Genomic DNA, 18,288 nt, shown 5'->3' on the forward strand with positions numbered 1-18,288 from the left:
AGAATGAGGAATCCGACAGACGAGCGATCGGCAGTTTCGCGGCGACGCTTCCTCCGAACGACGGCCGCCGCCTCGGCGGCGGGGCTCGCGGGGCTCGCCGGCTGTTCCGGTGCGACGGGCGGCGGAAGCGGCGGCCTCGACGAGATCCGCGTCGCGTACATGCCGATCTACCCCGATATGCAGTACTTCGTTATGCAGGAGGAGGGGTACTTCGACGAGCTCTCGGCGACGGTCGAGGGCGAGGTCTTCTCGGACGGGCCGAGCATCGTGCAGGCCTCCGCGACCGGCGACTTCGACGTGATGCTGTTCGGAATCGTGCCCGCGATGATCGTGATGGACAAGGACATCCCCGCGAAGATCACCGCGGCGAACATCCAGAACGCGATGAAGATCCTCGCACACGACGACTTCGCGTCGATCTGGGAGTCTGCTGACTCGGGCGCCGAGGCGTTCGCACAGTTCGAAGAGGAGAAGGGACGAAAGTTCACCTTCGGAACCTTCCCGCCCGGGTCCGTCCCGGAGATCCTGCTTCGCTACTGGCTCGCGGAGACCGTCGGCGTCGACCCCGACTCGGACGTGAACATCACCGCCCTCGGCGGTGCCGGGCCGGTCCGACAGGCGCTCCTCGCCGGCGAGATCGACGGCACGTCGATTATGGAGCCGGTCCCGACGGTCGTCGAGCGGGAGGACGCGCCCTACCAGTCGATCGCGTGGGCGGGCGACTTCATGCCCGGCCAGCCCGCGGCGGTCGCGCTGATGCACGACCGCCTCCGCGAGGACAACCCCGAGCAGGCGGCGGCGTTCGTCGAACAGCACCAGCGCGCGACGACGTTCGCCAACGAGAGCCCCGACGCGGCGGCGCAGCACGCCAGCACGGTCATCGGTGAGTCGTCGCTGCCGGTCGAGACCGCCCGGGCGGCGATGGACTCGCGTGCGTCGGACTTCATCACCGATCCGCACAAGATCGAAGACGGCGCGCAGATCTTCTCGGAGTACGCCGCTCAGTCGGGGAAGATCGACGAGGCGCTCTCGAACGACGCTATGTTCGACTTCGGGGTGTACGACTCACTATGAGCCTCGAAACCGGCTCGGCGTCGCCGCGGACGACCGCCGAGGGCGGGTCGGGCGGCGTCGCCGCGGCCGACTCCGATGACTCCGACGCGAAACTGTCGACCGGTGCCGGGTCGTTCTCGGACCTCGACGTCGTCGGCCTCGCGTACGGAGCCGTCGGCAGCGCGGTATTCCTCGCGATCTGGCAGGCGGCCGCGATGGCCGTCGGGCGGACGTACCTGCTCCCCTCGCCCGTCGAGGTCGCGAGCGCGTTCCTCGTCGAACTGACCGCGCCGACGACGTTCACGGTTCCGCTCGTCGAGGTTTCGGTGCCCGCGACGCGACTCCTCGCGAACCTTCTCCAGAGCCTCCTGCACTACTTCCCGGGGCTCGTCGTCGGGAGCGTCCTCGGCATCTCTCTCGGCGTCGCGATGGGCTGGAGCGGCCGCCTCGACGACGCGCTCACGCCGGTCACGAGATTCCTGCGCCCGATCCCGCCGCTGGCGTGGATCGTCTTCGCGATCGTCTGGATCGGGATCGGCCACGGCGGCGCGGCGTTCATCGTCGGCATCGGCGCGTTCTGGATCAACTTCTACAACGCCTACGCCGGCGTCGAGGGCGTCTCGACGCACCTGCGCGAGGTCGCGGCGACCCTGGGCGTCGACGACGACCTGACGATGATCCGGAAGGTCATCCTCCCGGCGGCGACGCCGTCGATCGCGACGGGGATCCGAACGAGCATCGGGCAGTGCTGGATGATCGTCGTCGCCGCCGAGCTGTTCGGCGCGCCCGGCGTCGGCTTCCAGATCATCAACGCCGCGCAGAACCTCGCGACCGACGTCAGCGTTGCGTACATGGCCGTCATCAGCCTCGTCTTCCTGGTGAGCGACGGGGCGTTCCGGCGGGTCGAACGGAGGGTGTTGGCGTGGCGGGACTGAGCGACGCGGCGAGTGCGACGCAGTCTCCGAACGCGACGCCCAAGGTCGTCGTCGACGGCGTCGACAAGGTGTACGAATCCGATCGACAGCGCGTCGAGGCGCTAGCGGACGTGAACTTCTCGGTCTCGGAGGGCGAGTTCGTCTGTCTCGTCGGCCCCTCGGGCTGTGGGAAGACGACGCTCTTCCGGACGATCGCCGGGCTGGAAGCGCCGACCGGCGGCGAGATCCGGCTCGACGGCGAGGCCGTCACCGGCCCGGGGACGGACCGCGGAATGGTGTTTCAGGAGTACGGGCTGTTCCCGTGGCGGACCGTCCGCGAAAACGTCGCGTTCGGGCTCGAAGAGCAGGGCGTCGACGGCGCCGAGCGGGCTCGGCGGGTCGAGGAGATGCTCGACCTCGTCGGCCTCGGCGAGTTCGCCGACGCGTACCCTAAGGAACTCTCCGGCGGGATGAAACAGCGCGTCGGCATCGCCCGCGCGCTCGCGGTCGCCCCCGAGATCCTGCTCGCCGACGAGCCGTTCGGCAGCGTCGACGCCCAGACCCGGGATATGCTCCACGAGGAGCTACTGCGGATCTGGTCGGAGACGGGAAAGACCGTCCTGTTCGTCACGCACGACGTCGAGGAGGCCGTGAAGCTCTCCGATCGGGTGGTCGTGATGGCCGCCGATCCGGGTCGGGTCCGCGAGGTCGTCGACGTCGACGTCGACCGCCCGCGCGAGCGGACCGATCCCGCGTTCGCGGAGTACGTCGACCGCGTCCGCGGGCTCATCGGCGAATAGCGCCGCTCGGAACGCAGTCTATCGCTGCTCAGTCGCTATTTTCGTGAACCTCGCGGAGTGTCTCGACGTGGTTCATCACGACGCCGAGCGTCGCGTCCGCGTCGGTGTACCCGCGGTCGTAGTCGTCGTGGGCGGCGTCGACGTCCCGGAGGAACTGTTCGATCACGTCGTCGAGGTCGGCGTTCGAGTCCGAACGTTCTGCAGCGTCGTCGCTCATACCCCACCTCGCGCGGCGAGCGACAAAAGCGCCGCGTCCTTCGACCGGCGGCCCGTTTCCCGGACCGGCCTCGGCGGGCCGACAGTATATATACGATCGCGACGCAGACGGGAGTGTGATCACGCTGCGGTTCGAGGACGGCACGATCCGGCTCGATGGGGTGGAGGAGTCGGACTCGGCCGTCGAGTCGCTGCCGGGCGTCGCGTGGGACGAACGGGGGCTCGTCGCCCGCGCGCCGGCGCACCGCTACGCCGACCTCCGCGCGGCGCTCGAACGCGAGGGCGCGGCGTTCGAGGACCGCGTCCTCGCCGACGAGGAGCTGTCGCTGTCGCACGCCTACGACCTGCGGTCCTACCAGCGCGAGGCGGTCGAGGCGTGGCGCGCGAACGGCGACCGCGGCGTCGTCGAACTGCCGACCGGCGCGGGGAAGACGGTCCTCGCGGTCGACGCCATCGCCCGGCTCGGGGTCCCGACGCTCGTCGTCGTGCCGACGATCGACCTCCTCGAACAGTGGCGACGCGAACTTGAAACGGAGTTCGGGGTCCCGATCGGGCAGTTCGGCGGGGGCGAACAGGTGCAGGAGGCCATCACGGTGTCGACGTACGACTCCGCGTACCTGCGCGCGGAGGACGTCGGCGGCGACTTCGGGCTCGTCGTCTTCGACGAGGTGCACCACCTCGGCGGGGAGGGGTACCGCGACGCCGCGCGCCTCCTCGCCGCGCCGGCCAGACTGGGGCTGACGGCCACCTTCGAGCGCCCGGACGGCGCGCACGAGGTCGTCGCCGACCTCGTCGGGCCGAAGGTCTACGAGGCCGACGTCGACGACCTCGCGGGCGAGCACCTCGCCGACTACGAGGTCCGGCGGATCGAAGTCAAACTCGGCCCCGAGGAGCGGGAGGCCTACGAGGAGGCGCAGGGAACCTTCGTCGACTACCTGAAGCGCTCGAACCTCTCGCTGCGGAGCGGCTCGGACTACAGGAAGTTGGTGATGCGGTCGGGGACGGACCCGAAAGCGCGCGAGGCGCTGCTGGCGAAGCAGCGCGCGCGGCGGATTATGATGAACGCCGACGCGAAGGTCGAGACGCTCGGTCGGCTGCTCGATCGCCACCGCGACGACCGCGTAATCGTCTTCACCGCCCACACCGACCTCGTGTATCGGTTGTCCGAACGGTACCTCCTCCCGGCGATCACGAGCGAGACGGGGGCCGAGGAGCGCCGAGAGATCCTCGAACGCTTCCGCGAGGGGACGTACTCGCGGGTCGTGACCGCGAACGTCCTCGACGAGGGCGTCGACGTCCCCGACGCCAACGTGGCCGTCGTCCTCGCCGGCTCCGGCTCGGAGCGGGAGTTCACCCAGCGGCTCGGTCGGGTGCTGCGACCGAAGGCGGACGGCGGGAACGCGCTGCTCTACGAGGTCATCAGCGAGGAGACCGCCGAGGAGCGCGTGGCGGACCGGCGGCGATAGGGCCGATATCGCTCCGTTGGCACGTCAGCGACGCTTCCCAACACTCCGCTCACGCCAGGTCGACGTTGAGATCACCGCCGGCGGAGAACTCCTCGTAGGCGACCTCGAACGTCACCGACCACTCGACGGTCTCGCCGGGGTCGACGGCGATGTCGACCTCGCGGGTCTCGCTCCCGCCGTCGGTCTCGACGGTGACGACGACGGTCCCCGTCCGCTCGGCGTCGCCGCGGTTCTCGACGGTTCCGAACACGCGCAGCGCGCCCTCGTCGTCGGCTTCGAAGTCGAACGTCCCGACGACGAGGTCGGGCGCTCGGGCGTCCGCCGCGGCTGATCGGCGGGCGGACCGGGGGGATTGCGGGGCCCCGTCGCCCGCGGCCACGCGCCGAGACACCCGCCGAGGAGCGCCGTCAGCGAGACGCCGGCGGCGCGGAGGGCGCGTCGTCGCTCCATCGTGCGCCAGAGCGTCGGCGGCGCGTATCGGTCTTTCGGTGCGTCGATCGGCGCGGAGACCGTCGCCGCTCGATCAGCGGCAGCCTCTTGGGCCGCCCCCGCGAAGTCGCGGCCGTGCTGACGAAGGACCTCCTCCGCGTCTCGCGGGCGGGCGGCGGCTACCACCCGCAGTTCGCCGGTCGGGCGGACCGCCCGCTCGCCGCCCGGACGATCGGCGTCTTCCAGGGCCACGTCGGGGAGCCCCGGCACCGCCTCGACGACGCGCTCGCCGACCTCGAACGCGAGGCCGACGACTTCAAACTGGTCAGGGGCTTCGCCGCCCTCCTCGAACGGGAGGCCGTCTTCGAGACGCGCTCGCCGCTGCCCCCCGAGCGCGTCCGACGCGTCGCCTTCGAGTCCGCCGAGGCCGTCGGCGCGGTCGTCGACGACGCGACGCGGGCGCGGGCGATCGAGTCCGCGGCCGACCGCCTCGGCAGCGACGCCGAGGCCGTCGAGCGGTCGCTGTACGCCGACCGCGACGTCAACGAGGTGCTCGCGTCGTTCGACGCGCGCTGGGACCCCGACGACCTCATCGAGCAGTACAACCTCTCGCTGGCGCAGACGGCGCTGTTCGACGCGACCGAGGTCCGGATCAGAAGCTCCGATCCGAAGCGACTCGTCTCCGCGGTCAAGCGGCTGGGGCTGCTCTACGAGATTCGCCGGAAGGGAGGAAGGGACAGCGACGACCCCGCGACCGAAGAGCGCGTCCTCGTCGTCACCGGCCCCGACGCGCTGTTCCGTCGGACGCGCCGCTACGGGACCGCGTTCGCCCGCCTGCTCCGCAGCGTCGCGGCCACCGCCGAGTGGTCGCTGTCGGCGACGATCGACGACCGTGGGACCGACCGCGAACTGCACCTCGGTCCCGACGACGTCTCCGTCCCCGACGTCGAGCCGGTCGCCGAGCCGACGTACGACAGCGGCGTCGAGGCCGACTTCGCGGCGCGCTTCTCGAACCTCGATCTCGACTGGGAGCTGTCTCGGGAACCGGAACCGCTCGCGGCGGGCGCGCGAGCGATGATCCCCGACTTCGCGTTCGACTACCGGCCGGCCGGAGCCGGCTCGGATTCCGATCCGGCCCCGCCGTTCCGCGTGTACTTCGAGGTGATGGGCTTTTGGACGCCCGAGTACGTCGAGAAGAAACTGGAGCAGTTCGGCAGCGTCGCCGACGACGTCGAACTGCTGGTCGCGGTCGACGACTCGCTCGGCGTCGGCGAGGAGGTCGCGGCGCTGGATCACCGGGTGGTCACGTATTCGGGCACCGTGCGCGTGAAGGACGTCGTCGACGCGCTCGGGGAGTACGAGGCCGACCTCGTCGCTGACGCCGCCGAGTCGCTCCCGGGAGAGCTGATCCCGGACGCGGACGTCGTCGACCTCGACGCACTGGCCGCGGAGCGCGGCGTGAGCGTCGACGCGCTCGATGCGGTCTCGTTCCCGGAGCACGAGCGCGTCGGCGGCGCGCTGGTCCGTCCGGCGGTGCTGGAGGCGCTGGCGACGGCGATCGAACCGGGGATGTCGCTGTCGGAGGCGGAGTCGGTGCTCGACGACCACGGCGTCGACGACGCCTCCGCGGGGCTGTCGCGGCTCGGCTACCGGGTCGCGTGGGAAGGGCTCTCCGGCGGGACCGTCGAGGAGAAGTGATGTTCGGCGTCGCGAGTACTACGAGAGGTCCTCTCGCCGCCCCTTCGGGACGGTCGAGCGGAGTTCGCCGTGGAGGTAGAGGCCGACGCCGATTGGTTCGACCTCGCCCGCGATATCGTGGGCGGCGATCACGTACCCCCAGTCGCCCTCCCAGCGCGGGAGTTCCTGGTCCTCTCCCTTCGCGAACGTCGTCGCCTCCTCGGCGTCGAGGACGACGACGTTCTTCGTCGCCTCGCGGCCGAAGCGCTGGACGGCGTTCGTCGACGGCTTCCAGTGCTCCTGGCGGGCGCGGAGGATCCGCATTCCGAGCCCCTCGACGTCGATCGGGGTGACGACCTCGGCGGCGAACGCCCAGATCTTCCCGTTGCCCTTCTCCCAGAAGGTGTGGCCGTCCCACGTCTCCGGCGGGACCTCGTAGCGCTGTTCCCACCAGCCGACGACCTCCTCGCGGGTCGGTCGCCCGGGGACGACGCGGTCGTCCGCGGTCTCCGGGAGCCGATCGAAGCGCTGGCCGTCGTTCGTCGGCGGGTCCTCTGACGGGGTCCCGGCACCGACGTCGCCGTCGTCGCCCGCGTCGCGTTCGCGGTCGCTCATGCGGTCACCTCCAGTTTGGCGCAGAAGAACCCGCCCGTGTCGTTCCGGTGCGGGTAGACGCGGTGGGCCAGTTCCACGGCGGAGTCGAACCGCTCGCCGTCCCACTCGGTGATCCCGGGGTCCGTCTCGAAGCCGTCCGGAGCGTCCCACGGGCGCATCTCGCAGTCCTCCTCTTCGAGGACGTGATCCAGCACCGCCTCGTTCTCCTCGGGCGCGAACGTACAGGTCGAGTAGACGACGGTGCCGCCGGGCTTGGTCGCTTGAATCGCCCGCCGGAGGATCCCCTTCTGAATGCCGACGATGCCCTTGATCTGCTCCAGCGACCAGCGGTCCAGGGCGTCGGGGTTCTTGCGGATCGTCCCCTCGCACGAGCAGGGCGCGTCGACGAGCGCGCGGTCGAACGCTTCGATCCTGTCGTCCGCGTCGGTCCGGTCGCCGAACGGCTTGAAGGAGAAGTTGCGCGCGTCCTGATTCGTCACCGCGAGGTTCGTGACGCCGAGTCGCTCGGCGTTGTGCCGCAGCGCCGACAGCCGTCCGAGGTTGTTGTCGTTGCCGACGAGGACGCCGGTGTCGTCCATCAGGTCCGCGATCTGCGTCGTCTTGCTCCCCGGCGCGGCGCAGGCGTCCCAGACGACTTCTCCCGGTCGGGGGTCCAGCGCTAGGGCGGGCAGCGCCGAGACCTCCTCTTGTCCGTGCAGCCAGCCGTGGAAGTACGGCCACGACGTCCCCGGGCCCCGTTCCTCCAGGCGGAAGATGCCGGGATGCCAGTCGGCCGCCTCGTAGGCGACTCCCTCGGCGTCGAGCGCCTCCCGAGCGCGCTCGACCGACGCCTTCAGCGTGTTGACGCGGACGACCGACGGCAGCGGCCGCTCGCACGCCGCGCGGAACGCGTCGAAATCCGAGAGAAGCGACGCGTAGCGCTCCAGTGGTTCCATACGCGTCGGGACTCGTCGCGGCCGCTTGTGGGTGTCGGTTCCGCGTGCGGGGTCGCCCCCCATCGTCGACCGCGCCGTCCACCGCCGCGCCGCCCGCACTTTTACCACGGTGCTCGGCGTAGCGGCGCGTATGGCTCGGATCGATCCCAAATCCGCCGTCGATCTCACGGACCCGACCCTCGTCGAGGGCTTCCCCGGCGTCGGCCTCGTCGGGAAGATCGCCGCCGACCACCTCGTCGAGGAGTTCGAGATGACGCACCACGCGAACGTCCACTGCGAGGGGATCCCGAAGGTGGCCGTCTACCAGGAGGGCGACGCCGAACTGCACCCGCCCGTCAGGCTGTACGCCGACGAGGAGACCGACCTCGTGGTCCTGCAGAGCGACGTTCCCATCCAGCCGCAGGCCGCGACCGAACTGGCGGGCTGTCTCTCGGGGTGGTTCGACGAGCACTCGGTGACGCCGATCTACCTCTCGGGGATCCCGCACGAGAAGGGCGAGGGCGTCCCGGCGCTGTACGGGCTGGGCGTCGGCGACGGCGTCGACCTCGTCGATCGGGCGGGGATCGAAGCGCCCGACGAGACCGGCCTCGTCTCGGGGCCGACGGGCGTGCTCCTGAACGCGGCGGTCGAGGCCGATCGGACGGCGGTCGGCCTCGTCGTCGAGTCGGACCCCCGGTTCCCGGACCCCGAGGCCTCGCGCGTGCTGATCAAGCGCGGAATCGAACCGCTCACCGGCGTCGAGGTCTCGGTCGACGACCTCGTCGACCACGCCGAACAGATCCGGCAGGCGAAAGAGCGCCTCGCGAAGCGGATGCAGGAGGCGGGCGAGGAGAGCACGCAGGCGCGACCGATCGGGATGTACCAGTAGGCGTCGGTCCCGCGCCCCCGGCACCCCCGATCACCGCGACTTTTCTACATCCTTAAGGCTCGTCGACCACTTCTCACGGGTATGACCGAGGAGTCCCCCGAGCGCGCTGCGACGGTCGAGTCCGACGAGACGGACGCCGAGGACGTCGACCGCGAGCAGGACGGAACCGACCCGGCGACGAACGGCACCGAAACCGGTGCGGAGACCGCGGGCGCAGCGGCCGACGCAGACGGAGACGCGGCCGCGGACGTCCCGGACCTCTCCTCGCGGGTCGCCGAGTACGACGACGACCTCGCCGACGCAGTCTCGGACCTGGAGTCGCGGGTCGCGACGGCCGAATCCGAACTCGCCGCGCGCGAGGAGCGGATCGAGGAGCTCGAATCCGCGCTGAAGCGCTCGAAGGCGGACTTCAAGAACTACAAACAGCGCGCGAAGAAGCGCCAAGAGGAGATCCGAGAGCGGGCGACGGAGGACTTCGTCGGGCGCGTCGTCAGCGTCCGCGACAACCTCGTGCGCGCGCTCGAACAGGACGAGGACGCCGACATCCGACCGGGCATCGAGTCGACCTTAGAGGAGTTCGACCGGATCCTCGACGACGAGAACGTCTCGGCGATCGATCCCGAGTCCGGCGAGGACGTCGATCCGACGCGCCACGAGGTGCTGATGCGCGTCGACGACGACCAGCCCGAGGGGACCGTCGTGGACGTCTTCCAGCCCGGCTACGAGATGGCCGGGTCGGTCCTCCGGGAGGCGCAGGTGACCGTCAGCACGGGCGAGGGAAGCGACGGCGACGACTCCTGATTTTCCGCCGAGCGCAACGCGGGGCGCACCCGCCGCTTCACTACCCCGACCGCCACCGCCGCGCGACCTGCCAGAGCACCGCGCTCACGACGAGGACCGGCACGGCGAACGCGAGGAAGTACGGGAGCGCGAAGGCGAACGCGACGACGGCCGCGCGGGCGACGACGACCACGCCGTCGACGGACTCCATAAACGCCGAGAGCACCGGCGTGTCGTACCAGCGGTCGGGGGCGACGCGGTCCGGCGTCGGCCGCGGTTCCTCCAGCCTGACGGTCAGCGTCGAGTAGGCGACGCGGTCCTCGAGCGACTGCTGTCTGGCCTCGAGCCGTTCGATCTCGCCCTGCACGTCCGAGAGCTCCCGCTGGACGGCGAGGACGTCCTCGGTGGTGTTGGCCTGATCGTAGAGCTCGCGGAGTCGGTCGCGCTCGGCGCGGAGGTTCTCCAGGCGGGCCTCGATGTCGACGAGCTGATCGGTCACGTCCTGGGAGTTCACCTCGACGGACTGCACCTCCCCGAGCGCGCGGGTGTCGTTGACGAGCGCGTCGAAGTTCTCGCGGGGGACGCGAAGCACCAACTCGCCGCGGACCCACGTCTCGTTGTCGATCTGACGCCGATCCTGCCGGCTGTCGCTGACGTAGCCGCCGTAGCCCTCGACGCTCGACGTCAGCTCCGACTGCGCCGACTCGTAGTCTTCGACCTCGACGTGGACGGTTCCGGTCCGGATGATCGCCCGCTGGTCGACGTTCACGACGTCGCCGGAGACGTCGTCGGCGGACTCGCCGCCGGAGCCGTCGGAGGGAGCCTGGGTCGGTTCACCAGTCGCTTGCGGCCGATCGTTCACTGCGGCTTCGGTCGCTGCCTCGTACCCGCCGGCGCTGCCGCCGTCGCTGCCGCTCCCGGTCATCCCGCAACCGGCCAGCGCGACGAGCGCGACCAGCCCGACGATCGCGAGCGTGCGTCTCGATACCATCTCGGTCCCACCAACGACAGCGTCCGGGAAAATCACGTTGGTGACACAAACGCGCCTTTGAGTTACGTCGTCCCGACGGCCGCGGGCGCAGGGCTACTCCGTCTCGCGAGCCGCCTTCGAGCGTACGAGCCGCATGTCGCCCGACGCGCGGATCGTGCCGTCGACGTCGGCGTCGTCGTGGAGTTCGAGGTCCGAACAGGAGACGTCGCCGAGGATCTCGGCCCCGGCGGCGATGGTGACCGTGCCGTCGCGAGTGGTCACGTCGCCGTGGACGCGCGTCCCCTCGCCGACGGCGACGTCGCCGCGGGCGCGGAGGCTCCCGAAGATGTTGTTGTCCGCGCCGACCTCGATGGTCTCCGCGCGGACGTTGCCGTGGAGCCGGCACTCGTCGCCGATCGTCGCCGGCGCGGATGCTTGCCACGCGTCGTCGGAGACGGTCGATCCCCGCGGGATCACGAGCGGATCGTGCTCGCTCTCCCCGGAGAGCGCGCCCGCGAGTTCCTCTGCGCTCTCGTTCTCGCCGAGGTGCAGCAGTTGCGAGAGCACCACGAAGTAGAACACGAGCGTCGGCACCGGGTTCCGAATGACGATCCAGCCGTTGGCCTCGAAGCCCTCCTCGATGTCGACGTCGTCGCCGATGTCGAGGTCGCCGGAGACCATCAGCCGCCCGCCGATGTGGACGCGCTCGCCGAGGTAGGCGTCGTCGCCGACGAGGACGTTCCCCGCGACGTCGCACCAGACGTCGAGTCGGCAGTCGCCCTCGGCCTCGATGTCGCCGCCGAAGGTGACGCGCTCGCCGGCGAGGACGTTCCGCCCGCGGACGCCGAACTCGACGGTGCTCTGCCCGCCGACGACGATGTCCCCGTCGGTCACGAGGTCGTGCTCCTCGACGGTCGTCCCGTCGGGGATCTCTAGGGCGTCGAGTCGGTCCTGACCGAGTGCCACACTCCGGAGCAACACGTGCGGCGTAATAAACGGCGCGTCAGACGATCGTCGGACGCGCCGAGCGGAGCGGGGGACCGCTAGCGGACCGGAGGGCCGCGAGGCGACGATACCCCCGCTCAGAACGTCAGCGTCGTCTCGTGTTTCGCCGCGAGTCTCGATATCGCGCTCGGTTCACCCACCGAGGCCCACTCGCGGAGGTCAGCGGCGGCGACGTCGCGGGCCTCACAGCAGGGCCGCAGGGCGACCGCGTCCGCGAGCGCGTCGCGCTCGCGGAGCGCCTCGATCGCTGCCGCGACGGTCGGGAGTCCCGACGCCTCCAGCGTTCGGAGGTCGACGTCCCGCCGCAGCAGCGAGACGGCGTCGGCCATCGCCGCGATCGACACCGCCTCTCCATTCTCCATCGCCCCCTTCGCGGCGACGAACGGCAGCGCCGCACCGGGGTCGTCGGGTCCGGCCGTTATCAGTATGAACATCGGCTGTGCCTCCGGATCGGTCGCGTCTCGTCGAGTTCGAGTGTCGTGGTCGTCGGATTGTCGAGTGTCGTGGTCATCTGTTTTCGAGTGTCGTTGTCGTCCGTCGATGAGTGAAGGTCGTCGAGAGTCGATACAGCGGTCACGGCGCGAGCACGTTCAGCTCCGGGAAGACGAAGAACAGCACGAGGATCGAGGTCAGGACCCCGAGGTACGGGAGGGCCGCCCACGCGATCCGCATGTAATCGATGTCGGTGATGCTGCTGATGATGTAGAGGTTCAGCCCGTACGGCGGGGTGATGAATCCGATCGCGTCGCTGATCATGAAGATCACGCCCCACATCAGCGGGGAGATCCCCAGCGAGAACGCCGCCGGAGCCAGAAGCGGCGCGACCAAGATCATGTTCGGAATCGAGGCGAGCACCGAGCCGCTCAGGAGCATCACGGCGATCAGCGTGATCCCGATCAGAACCGGCGAGTTCAGCGTCAGGATGGCGGCGGAGACGACGTCTTGGAGGCCGAGAAACGACAGGCTCTGCTGGATCAGGATCGACGTGACCAGTACGGGGATGATGATGCCGACGAGGTAGACCGTCAGCCTGACCGACTCGGTGAGAAACGCCGTCCCGCGGATGTTCCCGGAGAGGAACTCTGCGGTGACGACGAACAGGATCGCGATCGAGGCCGACTCGGAGGGCGTGAACACGCCGGTGAAGATGCCCCCCAAGAGCACGACGATCGCCAGAAGCGAGTTCCGCGCCCGGAGGACCGACCGGAGGATCGCCCGGACGTCGAAGGAGTACTCGTCGGACCCGTAGCCGTTGCGGTGGGAGATGACGGTCGCGGTCGCGATCAGCCCGCCCAGCATCAACAGCCCCGGCAGCGTTCCCGCGATGAACAGATCCGAGACCGGGAGGTTGAACGTCACGCCGTAGAGGATGAAGAGGACGCTCGGGGGGATGACGATGCCCAGCGTGCCGCCGGCGGCGATGGTGGCCGCGCTGAACACCGGATCGTACCCCTCCTCCTCGAGTTCGCCGGTGAACGCCTCGCCGACCGAGGCCGTCGTCGCGGCGTTCGAGCCGGTGATCGCGGAGAACACCCCCGAGGTGAGCAGTGCGGTGTTGGCGGCGCTCCCGGGGAGCCAGCCGGCCAGCGACCGCGAGAGGTCGATGATGTCGCGGGCGATCCGGAGTTGGTTGATGAGCGCGCCGACGAGGATGAAGAGCGGGACGGCCGTCAGCGGGAACGTCCAGAGCTGATAGTAGGACGCCACCGCCATGTTCTGCGGGCCGAAGGCCGGAAAGAGGACCGCGAAGCCGAGCGCCCACGTCGAGAAGACGAGCAGTATCGGGACGCCGAGCACGAACAGACCGGCGACGGCCACTGTGAGTAACGCGAGTGCCGTTCCGGGGTCGAGCCCCAGCGCGCTCGCGAGGACGACCGCGTCGGTCATTCCCCGACCACCTCGCCCCCGGTGTGGGCGACGTCCTCGCCCCGGCGGTACGCGAGCGTCACGGCCACCGCCTGCTGGGCGACTCGCAGGAGCACGAAGCCGAACCCGACGGTGACGGCCAGATACGTCATCGCGTCCGGGATCGAGGTTCCGGTTATCGTCGTTCCCCTGGCGGCGAAGTCACCGAGGACCGGGACCGAGTAGACGAACACCGTGCCCGCGAAGCCGACCCAGAGCAGCCACTCGACCCAGTAGACGAGGTACCGACTGCGGCTCGAAAGCTTCGAGAGGACGAGCGTGAAGCGCAGGTGGTCCTCGTTGCGGATCACGTACGCGACGGAGAACCACGCGACCCAGACGAACATCCCGATCGTGACCTCCTGTGCCCACAGGACCTGATCGCCGGTCAGCGTCCGCTGGAGCACCGAGAACCCGATCACGAGGCCGTACGTGACGAGGAGCGCGCCCGCGACGTATAGTTCGAGGTCGCGCTCGACCCGGCCGAGTCTCGTGTCCGGTTCCCGATCCGGATCAAGAGCCGCCCCGAGCGTCTGTCTGAGTTTCGAGACCATCGGAAGCGAGCTCAGATCCGCTCCAGGTAGTCGTCCCACCACGCGTCCAGCGAGAAGTCCGCCGACCGGTCCGGAACGCCCGACTCGCGGGCGACGTCGTACACGCGGTCGAAGAACCCGTCGGTGAACTCGCCGTGGACCCGGTCTATCGCGTCTCGGTAGAGGTCCGGGTTGGTCGCCGGGTCGACGGGCTCTCGCCACTCCGCGAGCTGATCCTCCTCCAGCCAGTTCACGCGGACCGGCTCGCCGTCGGGGCCCTCCGTCTGGTAGTTCGATCCCTCCACGGGCGCGTCCGGGCTCAGTCCCTGGAACGACTCGTAGACGTCGTCCGAGCGGCGGACGCTCTCCTCGGCGAGTTCCGCGGTGACGGAGGCGAACGTCTCGCGCTCCCCGTCGGAGAGCCCCTTCAGGAAGTCCACGCTGCACCAGATCGGATCGAGCCCCGGTGCCCACTGCGTCAGCGTCGCCTGTGCGGTCACGTCCGTGATCCCCGCGGAAACGGCGTACTGCGGGATGATCTCCATCCCGTCGACGACGCCGGACTTCATCCCCTGCAGCGTGTCCGCGAACGAGACCGTCGTCGGGTTCATCCCGAGTTCGTCGAAGGCGACGGAGATCACCTCGCTCTGGGTCGTCCGGATCTTCAGGCCCTCGAAGTCCGCCGGCGACGTCATCGGCTCCTCGGGATCGCTGCCGACGCCCACGAAGTGCGCCCTGTAGCCCGGCGGGTCGAAGCCGATCGGGATCGCGCCGTACTTGCGCCCGAAGGGAACCCAGTACTCCTCCCAGACTGTCGGGTGAGTGAAGGCGTAGCCGATCGAGGCCCGGCTGTGGGTGGGGAACAGGTAGGGGATGCTCCAGATCTCGTTCTCGGGCCAGACCTTCGCGGAGTTCGCGACGGAGCTGCTGCCGAGTTCGATGACCCGCGAGTCCATCTTCGTCATACAGGACTGCTCGCTGCAGAGCTCCTTGCTGTCGACCAACGTCAGTTCGAGGTCCGCAGAGCGCTCTTCGAGACGCCGCTTTAGCTCGAAGACGGGGTACACCAGCCCGCACTGATCTGCCCCCTCCGAGGAGTCGTCCTCGTAGTCCCAGCAGGACGTCTCCGGGTTCTGGGTGCCCGCCCAGCGTGCCGTGGTGGTGCCGCTGTCCCCGCCGCCACCGCCGCCCGAAACGGCGGTCCCGCCGCCGAGACAGCCTGTCAGGCCGGCGAGAACCGCGCCGGACGTCGCTCCGAGTACCTCGCGTCTGCTCCTCGCCGAACGGGAACCGTCGTTCGGCCGGTCGTCGGACGTCATCGTCGGTGACGCCTCCCGAGTCGTCGATCGTGGGTTCGAGTCGGTGTCGTCATCTGTGGATCGGATATCTGGACAGTGTGTACACCGGATATTCACCCTGCCCTCTACGACAGTTCTTTCCGACGTGTATGACGGGGTAGGACGCCCGAAAGTGCCGTTCGAGGCGGTTTCGCCAGTCGGAACCTCCGGCGGTGGCGGCGAGAGTCCGTCCTACGGCTGGTACGCAGTCCCGACGGACCGGGAGGCGAGTCGTTCCGGGGGTCACCGATTTCGGCAATACTTTCGACCGACTCGATACTGATGTCCTTTTACTCCGTGGCTGCCTATCCGGGCGTATGACCGCACTTTCGTTCGACGAGAACGGCGTCGACGTCGTCTACGAGGGCACCGAGTTTCGGCTGGAGAAAGAACTCATCGAAGAGGCGACCGAGAAGGCGTACCCCGACGTGACCGACCACGAGGTGCTGAAGATCGTCGAGAAGGATCCGTCGCTGAGCGGCGAGCCGCGACAGATCGCGGACATCATCCGGTAACGGCCCGCCGCCGACGCGATGCGTCGACTCAGTCGAACCGCTCTTCGAGACACACCTTCACGATCGACTTCGCGATGGCGGCCCCGCCGCCGAAGGGGTCCAGCTTCGTCTCGCCGGCGCGCTCGCGGTAGGGGATCGGCTCCTCGCGGATCTCGTAGCCGCGCATCAGCGGCCTGATCAGCAGTTCCGCCGATAGCCCGGTGTTTTCCGTCCACTCGATGTCGTGGAGGAGTTCGCGGCGGTACGCCCGCATTCCGGTCGTGGTGTCGTGGACGCGCTCGCCCATCAGTCCCGAGGCGAGGAGGGCGAACGCGGCGTTGCCGAGGCGGTTCAGGCCGGGCATCGCCTCCGCGCCGTGGTAGAGCCGGTCGCCGGAGACGACGTCGTAGCCCTCGTTGATCAGTTCGAGGAACTGCGGGAGCTTCTCCATCGGGTACGTGTCGTCGCAGTCGGTAGTGACGACGACCGGCCGGTCGGGCGCGAGGACGGCCTCTCGGACCGCGTAGCCGTAGCCCATCGGCGGCTGCTCGATGACCGTCGCGCCGTGTTCGCGCGCGATCTCGGGCGTCCGGTCGCTGGAACTGTCGACGCAGACGACCTCCGCGCGGCCGTCCGTGACCTCCTCGATGTCCGTGAGGACTTTCTCGATGGCCGCCTCCTCGTTGTACGTGCCCATCACGACCGCGAGGTCGTCGAAGGTGTACTCGCTCATTACCCGTCGTTGCCGGCGGGGGTATTTGTGTTTTAGGTTCGCCAAAAATAATGTCGTTGGATATATAGGTCGCTACGCGGTCGGGTCTGGGATCCCGCACGGCTCGCCGCAGACCGCGCCCAGCGAGTCGTCGTGAAGTCGTCTGGCGACGACGTCCGCGAGGTTCCTGAGGTTCTCGGTGTCGTCGCGGTTGTACGAGACGAGCGTCTCCAGCGCGTCGTCGTCGCCGTCGCGTTCGTACTGGTACCAGAGCCGAACGGCGTCGCGACCGGAGAGGTCCGGTCGGTCGCGGTCGATGCCGACCTCCTTCTCTATCGACTTCAAGCCGCCGGTCAGATCGACACGTCGGCAGGGGAACATCAGATCCAGGTGGGGGGCGTCGATCGAGACGTCGAAGTTGTCCTCGAGGAACGGCACGTCGAACTGCTTCCCGTTGAACGAGACCACGAGCGGGGCGTAGCGGAACTGCTCGCGGAGCCGCGCGTCGGTGAGGTCCTCGCCGCGGATCAGCGTCGTCGTGTCGCCGCCGCGCGTGAGCGAGACGGTGGTGACGTCCTCGCGGGCGGAGTCGAGGCCGGTCGTCTCGATGTCGAAGAAGACCGCCTCCTCGCGGAAGTTCTCGTAGAAGCGCCAGACCTCCCCGGAGGGGAACCGCTCGCCGAAGTACCGCGCGTCGCCGTCGTCGAGGCGCTCTAGCGCTTCGGCGACGAAGGACTCGACTCGCTCGCCTGTCTTCGGGCCGAGCGGCGCGCGCGAGGGATCGAACTCCTCCCACGTGAGGATGCCCGACTCCCACAGCGACCGCTCGCGGCCCTCGCCGATCCCCTCCGCGGGAACGAAGCTGTTCTCGATTCGCATATCCGTACGGGCGGGCGGCGGCGGCCTAAACCCTTCGAGGCGCATCGTCGGTCTCGCCCTCGAACGGTTCCCGTCGGCCGCGGAGGTTTTGCTCGCGCGGCCCGAACGGCGCGTATGTGCGGACGATACACGCTCTTCACGCCCGCGGAGGAGTTGGAGTCCCGCTTCGACGCCGACTTCGCCGAGCCGCCGGACCCCCGCTACAACTGCGCGCCCGGGCAGTCGCTCCCGGTGGTCACGAACGAGGACCCCGACTCCTTCCGTCGGTTCCGCTGGGGGCTGATCCCCTCGTGGGCCGACGACGAGTCGGTCGGCAGCGACCTGATCAACGCCCGCGCGGAGACGGTCGACGAGAAGCCGAGTTTCGCCGAGGCGTACGAACGCCGGCGCTGTCTGGTCCCCGCCGACGGCTTTTACGAGTGGGTGCAGGAGGACGGCGGAAAACAGCCCTATCGAGTCGCGTTCGCGGACGACCGTCCCTTCGCGATGGCCGGGCTCTGGGAGCGCTGGGAGCCGACACACACGCAGACGGGGCTCGGCGACTTCGGCGGCGGGAGCGGCCGGTCGGACGCCGGCGACGCCGACGTCGTCGAGTCGTTCACGGTTCTCACGACCGAGCCGAACGGCCTCGTCTCCGACCTCCACCACCGGATGGCGGTCGTCCTCGATCCAGACGAGGAGTCGACGTGGCTCCACGGCG

21 protein-coding genes are annotated in these 18,288 nt (G+C 69.2%); 9 read left to right on the forward strand and 12 right to left on the reverse strand.

What is annotated here, in order from left to right; translation table 11 throughout:
* Positions 1 to 3 precede the first annotated feature (3 nt).
* From ACP99_RS15335 to ACP99_RS15345, 3 genes are read left to right on the forward strand one after another with little or no spacing between them, the layout of a single operon-like run.
* Positions 4 to 1,074 (forward strand): ABC transporter substrate-binding protein, encoded by a 1,071-nt coding sequence (locus ACP99_RS15335; RefSeq protein WP_049987438.1) that lies wholly within the window; start codon positions 4 to 6, stop codon positions 1,072 to 1,074.
* The gene (locus tag ACP99_RS15340) at positions 1,071 to 1,988 is read left to right on the forward strand and encodes an ABC transporter permease subunit (protein ID WP_081927521.1); all 918 of its coding nucleotides are present in this window, start codon (positions 1,071 to 1,073) and stop codon (positions 1,986 to 1,988) included. The genes ACP99_RS15335 and ACP99_RS15340 overlap by 4 nt, the downstream gene beginning before the upstream one ends.
* Complete coding sequence (locus ACP99_RS15345) at positions 1,976 to 2,767, forward strand: ABC transporter ATP-binding protein (RefSeq protein ID WP_049987439.1); 792 nt, start codon at positions 1,976 to 1,978, stop codon at positions 2,765 to 2,767. The genes ACP99_RS15340 and ACP99_RS15345 overlap by 13 nt, the downstream gene beginning before the upstream one ends.
* 28 nt (positions 2,768 to 2,795) lie before the next feature.
* Here the strand turns inward: ACP99_RS15345 and ACP99_RS15350 are convergent, their stop codons facing one another.
* Positions 2,796 to 2,984, reverse strand: coding sequence for a hypothetical protein (locus tag ACP99_RS15350; protein WP_049987440.1), 189 nt, complete (start codon positions 2,982 to 2,984; stop codon positions 2,796 to 2,798).
* Positions 2,985 to 3,099: 115 nt separating this feature from the next.
* Here ACP99_RS15350 and ACP99_RS15355 point away from each other — a divergent pair, with 115 nt between their 5' ends.
* A complete protein-coding gene (locus ACP99_RS15355; protein WP_049987441.1) occupies positions 3,100 to 4,449 on the forward strand; it encodes a DEAD/DEAH box helicase in 1,350 nt (449 codons plus the stop codon).
* 49 nt (positions 4,450 to 4,498) lie between these two features.
* Here the strand turns inward: ACP99_RS15355 and ACP99_RS15360 are convergent, their stop codons facing one another.
* Positions 4,499 to 4,840, reverse strand: a complete 342-nt coding sequence (locus ACP99_RS15360) for a transcriptional initiation protein Tat (protein ID WP_231554314.1) — start codon at positions 4,838 to 4,840, stop codon at positions 4,499 to 4,501.
* Positions 4,841 to 5,013: 173 nt separating this feature from the next.
* Between ACP99_RS15360 and ACP99_RS15365 the strand changes: the two genes are divergently transcribed.
* Positions 5,014 to 6,576 carry a DUF790 family protein gene (locus tag ACP99_RS15365; protein ID WP_049987461.1) on the forward strand — a complete coding sequence of 521 codons (1,563 nt, stop codon included), beginning with the start codon at positions 5,014 to 5,016 and terminating at the stop codon, positions 6,574 to 6,576.
* Positions 6,577 to 6,594: 18 nt separating this feature from the next.
* On the opposite strand, the gene ACP99_RS15370 is transcribed toward ACP99_RS15365, so the two are convergent.
* Both ACP99_RS15370 and ACP99_RS15375 read right to left on the reverse strand, forming a co-directional pair.
* Positions 6,595 to 7,170 (reverse strand): DUF7122 family protein, encoded by a 576-nt coding sequence (locus ACP99_RS15370; RefSeq protein WP_049987442.1) that lies wholly within the window; start codon positions 7,168 to 7,170, stop codon positions 6,595 to 6,597.
* Positions 7,167 to 8,105: an RsmB/NOP family class I SAM-dependent RNA methyltransferase gene (locus ACP99_RS15375; protein WP_049987443.1), complete on the reverse strand. Its 939-nt coding sequence runs from the start codon at positions 8,103 to 8,105 to the stop codon at positions 7,167 to 7,169. The genes ACP99_RS15370 and ACP99_RS15375 overlap by 4 nt, the downstream gene beginning before the upstream one ends.
* Positions 8,106 to 8,235: 130 nt before the next feature.
* Between ACP99_RS15375 and ACP99_RS15380 the strand changes: the two genes are divergently transcribed.
* Both ACP99_RS15380 and ACP99_RS15385 read left to right on the forward strand, forming a co-directional pair.
* Positions 8,236 to 8,973, forward strand: a complete 738-nt coding sequence (locus tag ACP99_RS15380) for a proteasome assembly chaperone family protein (RefSeq protein ID WP_049987444.1) — start codon at positions 8,236 to 8,238, stop codon at positions 8,971 to 8,973.
* Positions 8,974 to 9,054: 81 nt separating this feature from the next.
* Positions 9,055 to 9,774 carry a nucleotide exchange factor GrpE gene (locus ACP99_RS15385; protein ID WP_049987445.1) on the forward strand — a complete coding sequence of 240 codons (720 nt, stop codon included), beginning with the start codon at positions 9,055 to 9,057 and terminating at the stop codon, positions 9,772 to 9,774.
* 40 nt (positions 9,775 to 9,814) lie between these two features.
* Here ACP99_RS15385 and ACP99_RS15390 read toward each other — a convergent pair whose 3' ends face one another.
* From ACP99_RS15390 to dctP, 6 genes are all read right to left on the reverse strand, one after another.
* Complete coding sequence (locus tag ACP99_RS15390) at positions 9,815 to 10,744, reverse strand: DUF4349 domain-containing protein (protein WP_049987446.1); 930 nt, start codon at positions 10,742 to 10,744, stop codon at positions 9,815 to 9,817.
* A gap of 93 nt (positions 10,745 to 10,837) precedes the next feature.
* A complete protein-coding gene (locus ACP99_RS15395) occupies positions 10,838 to 11,689 on the reverse strand; it encodes a polymer-forming cytoskeletal protein (RefSeq protein WP_049987447.1) in 852 nt (283 codons plus the stop codon).
* Positions 11,690 to 11,805: 116 nt separating this feature from the next.
* Positions 11,806 to 12,162 carry a DsrE family protein gene (locus ACP99_RS15400; RefSeq protein ID WP_049987448.1) on the reverse strand — a complete coding sequence of 119 codons (357 nt, stop codon included), beginning with the start codon at positions 12,160 to 12,162 and terminating at the stop codon, positions 11,806 to 11,808.
* A gap of 139 nt (positions 12,163 to 12,301) precedes the next feature.
* Positions 12,302 to 13,615: a TRAP transporter large permease gene (locus ACP99_RS15405; RefSeq protein ID WP_049987449.1), complete on the reverse strand. Its 1,314-nt coding sequence runs from the start codon at positions 13,613 to 13,615 to the stop codon at positions 12,302 to 12,304.
* Complete coding sequence (locus ACP99_RS15410) at positions 13,612 to 14,187, reverse strand: TRAP transporter small permease (protein ID WP_049987450.1); 576 nt, start codon at positions 14,185 to 14,187, stop codon at positions 13,612 to 13,614. The genes ACP99_RS15405 and ACP99_RS15410 overlap by 4 nt, the downstream gene beginning before the upstream one ends.
* Positions 14,188 to 14,198: 11 nt before the next feature.
* Entirely contained in the window at positions 14,199 to 15,485 is a 1,287-nt protein-coding gene (dctP, locus tag ACP99_RS15415; protein ID WP_049987451.1) for a TRAP transporter substrate-binding protein DctP, read from the reverse strand.
* A gap of 335 nt (positions 15,486 to 15,820) precedes the next feature.
* On the opposite strand from dctP, the gene ACP99_RS15420 reads away from it, so the two are divergent.
* Positions 15,821 to 16,018 carry a DUF5800 family protein gene (locus tag ACP99_RS15420; protein WP_049987452.1) on the forward strand — a complete coding sequence of 66 codons (198 nt, stop codon included), beginning with the start codon at positions 15,821 to 15,823 and terminating at the stop codon, positions 16,016 to 16,018.
* Between the two features lie 28 nt (positions 16,019 to 16,046).
* Here ACP99_RS15420 and ACP99_RS15425 read toward each other — a convergent pair whose 3' ends face one another.
* Together ACP99_RS15425 and ACP99_RS15430 are read right to left on the reverse strand one after the other, a co-directional pair.
* Entirely contained in the window at positions 16,047 to 16,730 is a 684-nt protein-coding gene (locus ACP99_RS15425; protein WP_049987453.1) for a dolichyl-phosphate hexose transferase, read from the reverse strand.
* Positions 16,731 to 16,802: 72 nt separating this feature from the next.
* Positions 16,803 to 17,588 carry a ribonuclease H-like domain-containing protein gene (locus ACP99_RS15430; protein WP_049987454.1) on the reverse strand — a complete coding sequence of 262 codons (786 nt, stop codon included), beginning with the start codon at positions 17,586 to 17,588 and terminating at the stop codon, positions 16,803 to 16,805.
* Positions 17,589 to 17,702: 114 nt separating this feature from the next.
* Here ACP99_RS15430 and ACP99_RS15435 point away from each other — a divergent pair.
* A partial coding sequence (locus ACP99_RS15435) for an SOS response-associated peptidase (RefSeq protein ID WP_049987455.1) occupies positions 17,703 to 18,288 on the forward strand: 586 nt, incomplete at its 3' end.

Source organism: Halobellus rufus (genome assembly GCF_000739575.1).
In the GTDB taxonomy this organism is placed as follows: Archaea; Halobacteriota; Halobacteria; order Halobacteriales; family Haloferacaceae; genus Haloquadratum; species Haloquadratum rufum.

What these genes read in the sequence shown, in the direction of transcription:
- ACP99_RS15425 (WP_049987453.1), bottom strand. Translation starts at nt 16,730, where the DNA reads ATGAGCGAGTACACCTTCGACGACCTCGCGGTCGTGATGGGCACGTAC.
- ACP99_RS15335 (WP_049987438.1), top strand. Translation starts at nt 4, where the DNA reads ATGAGGAATCCGACAGACGAGCGATCGGCAGTTTCGCGGCGACGCTTC.
- ACP99_RS15400 (WP_049987448.1), bottom strand. Translation starts at nt 12,162, where the DNA reads ATGTTCATACTGATAACGGCCGGACCCGACGACCCCGGTGCGGCGCTG.
- ACP99_RS15375 (WP_049987443.1), bottom strand. Translation starts at nt 8,105, where the DNA reads ATGGAACCACTGGAGCGCTACGCGTCGCTTCTCTCGGATTTCGACGCG.
- ACP99_RS15385 (WP_049987445.1), top strand. Translation starts at nt 9,055, where the DNA reads ATGACCGAGGAGTCCCCCGAGCGCGCTGCGACGGTCGAGTCCGACGAG.
- ACP99_RS15390 (WP_049987446.1), bottom strand. Translation starts at nt 10,744, where the DNA reads ATGGTATCGAGACGCACGCTCGCGATCGTCGGGCTGGTCGCGCTCGTC.
- ACP99_RS15370 (WP_049987442.1), bottom strand. Translation starts at nt 7,170, where the DNA reads ATGAGCGACCGCGAACGCGACGCGGGCGACGACGGCGACGTCGGTGCC.
- ACP99_RS15410 (WP_049987450.1), bottom strand. Translation starts at nt 14,187, where the DNA reads ATGGTCTCGAAACTCAGACAGACGCTCGGGGCGGCTCTTGATCCGGAT.
- ACP99_RS15380 (WP_049987444.1), top strand. Translation starts at nt 8,236, where the DNA reads ATGGCTCGGATCGATCCCAAATCCGCCGTCGATCTCACGGACCCGACC.
- ACP99_RS15405 (WP_049987449.1), bottom strand. Translation starts at nt 13,615, where the DNA reads ATGACCGACGCGGTCGTCCTCGCGAGCGCGCTGGGGCTCGACCCCGGA.
- ACP99_RS15430 (WP_049987454.1), bottom strand. Translation starts at nt 17,588, where the DNA reads ATGCGAATCGAGAACAGCTTCGTTCCCGCGGAGGGGATCGGCGAGGGC.
- ACP99_RS15340 (WP_081927521.1), top strand. Translation starts at nt 1,071, where the DNA reads ATGAGCCTCGAAACCGGCTCGGCGTCGCCGCGGACGACCGCCGAGGGC.
- dctP (WP_049987451.1), bottom strand. Translation starts at nt 15,485, where the DNA reads ATGACGTCCGACGACCGGCCGAACGACGGTTCCCGTTCGGCGAGGAGC.
- ACP99_RS15350 (WP_049987440.1), bottom strand. Translation starts at nt 2,984, where the DNA reads ATGAGCGACGACGCTGCAGAACGTTCGGACTCGAACGCCGACCTCGAC.
- ACP99_RS15420 (WP_049987452.1), top strand. Translation starts at nt 15,821, where the DNA reads ATGACCGCACTTTCGTTCGACGAGAACGGCGTCGACGTCGTCTACGAG.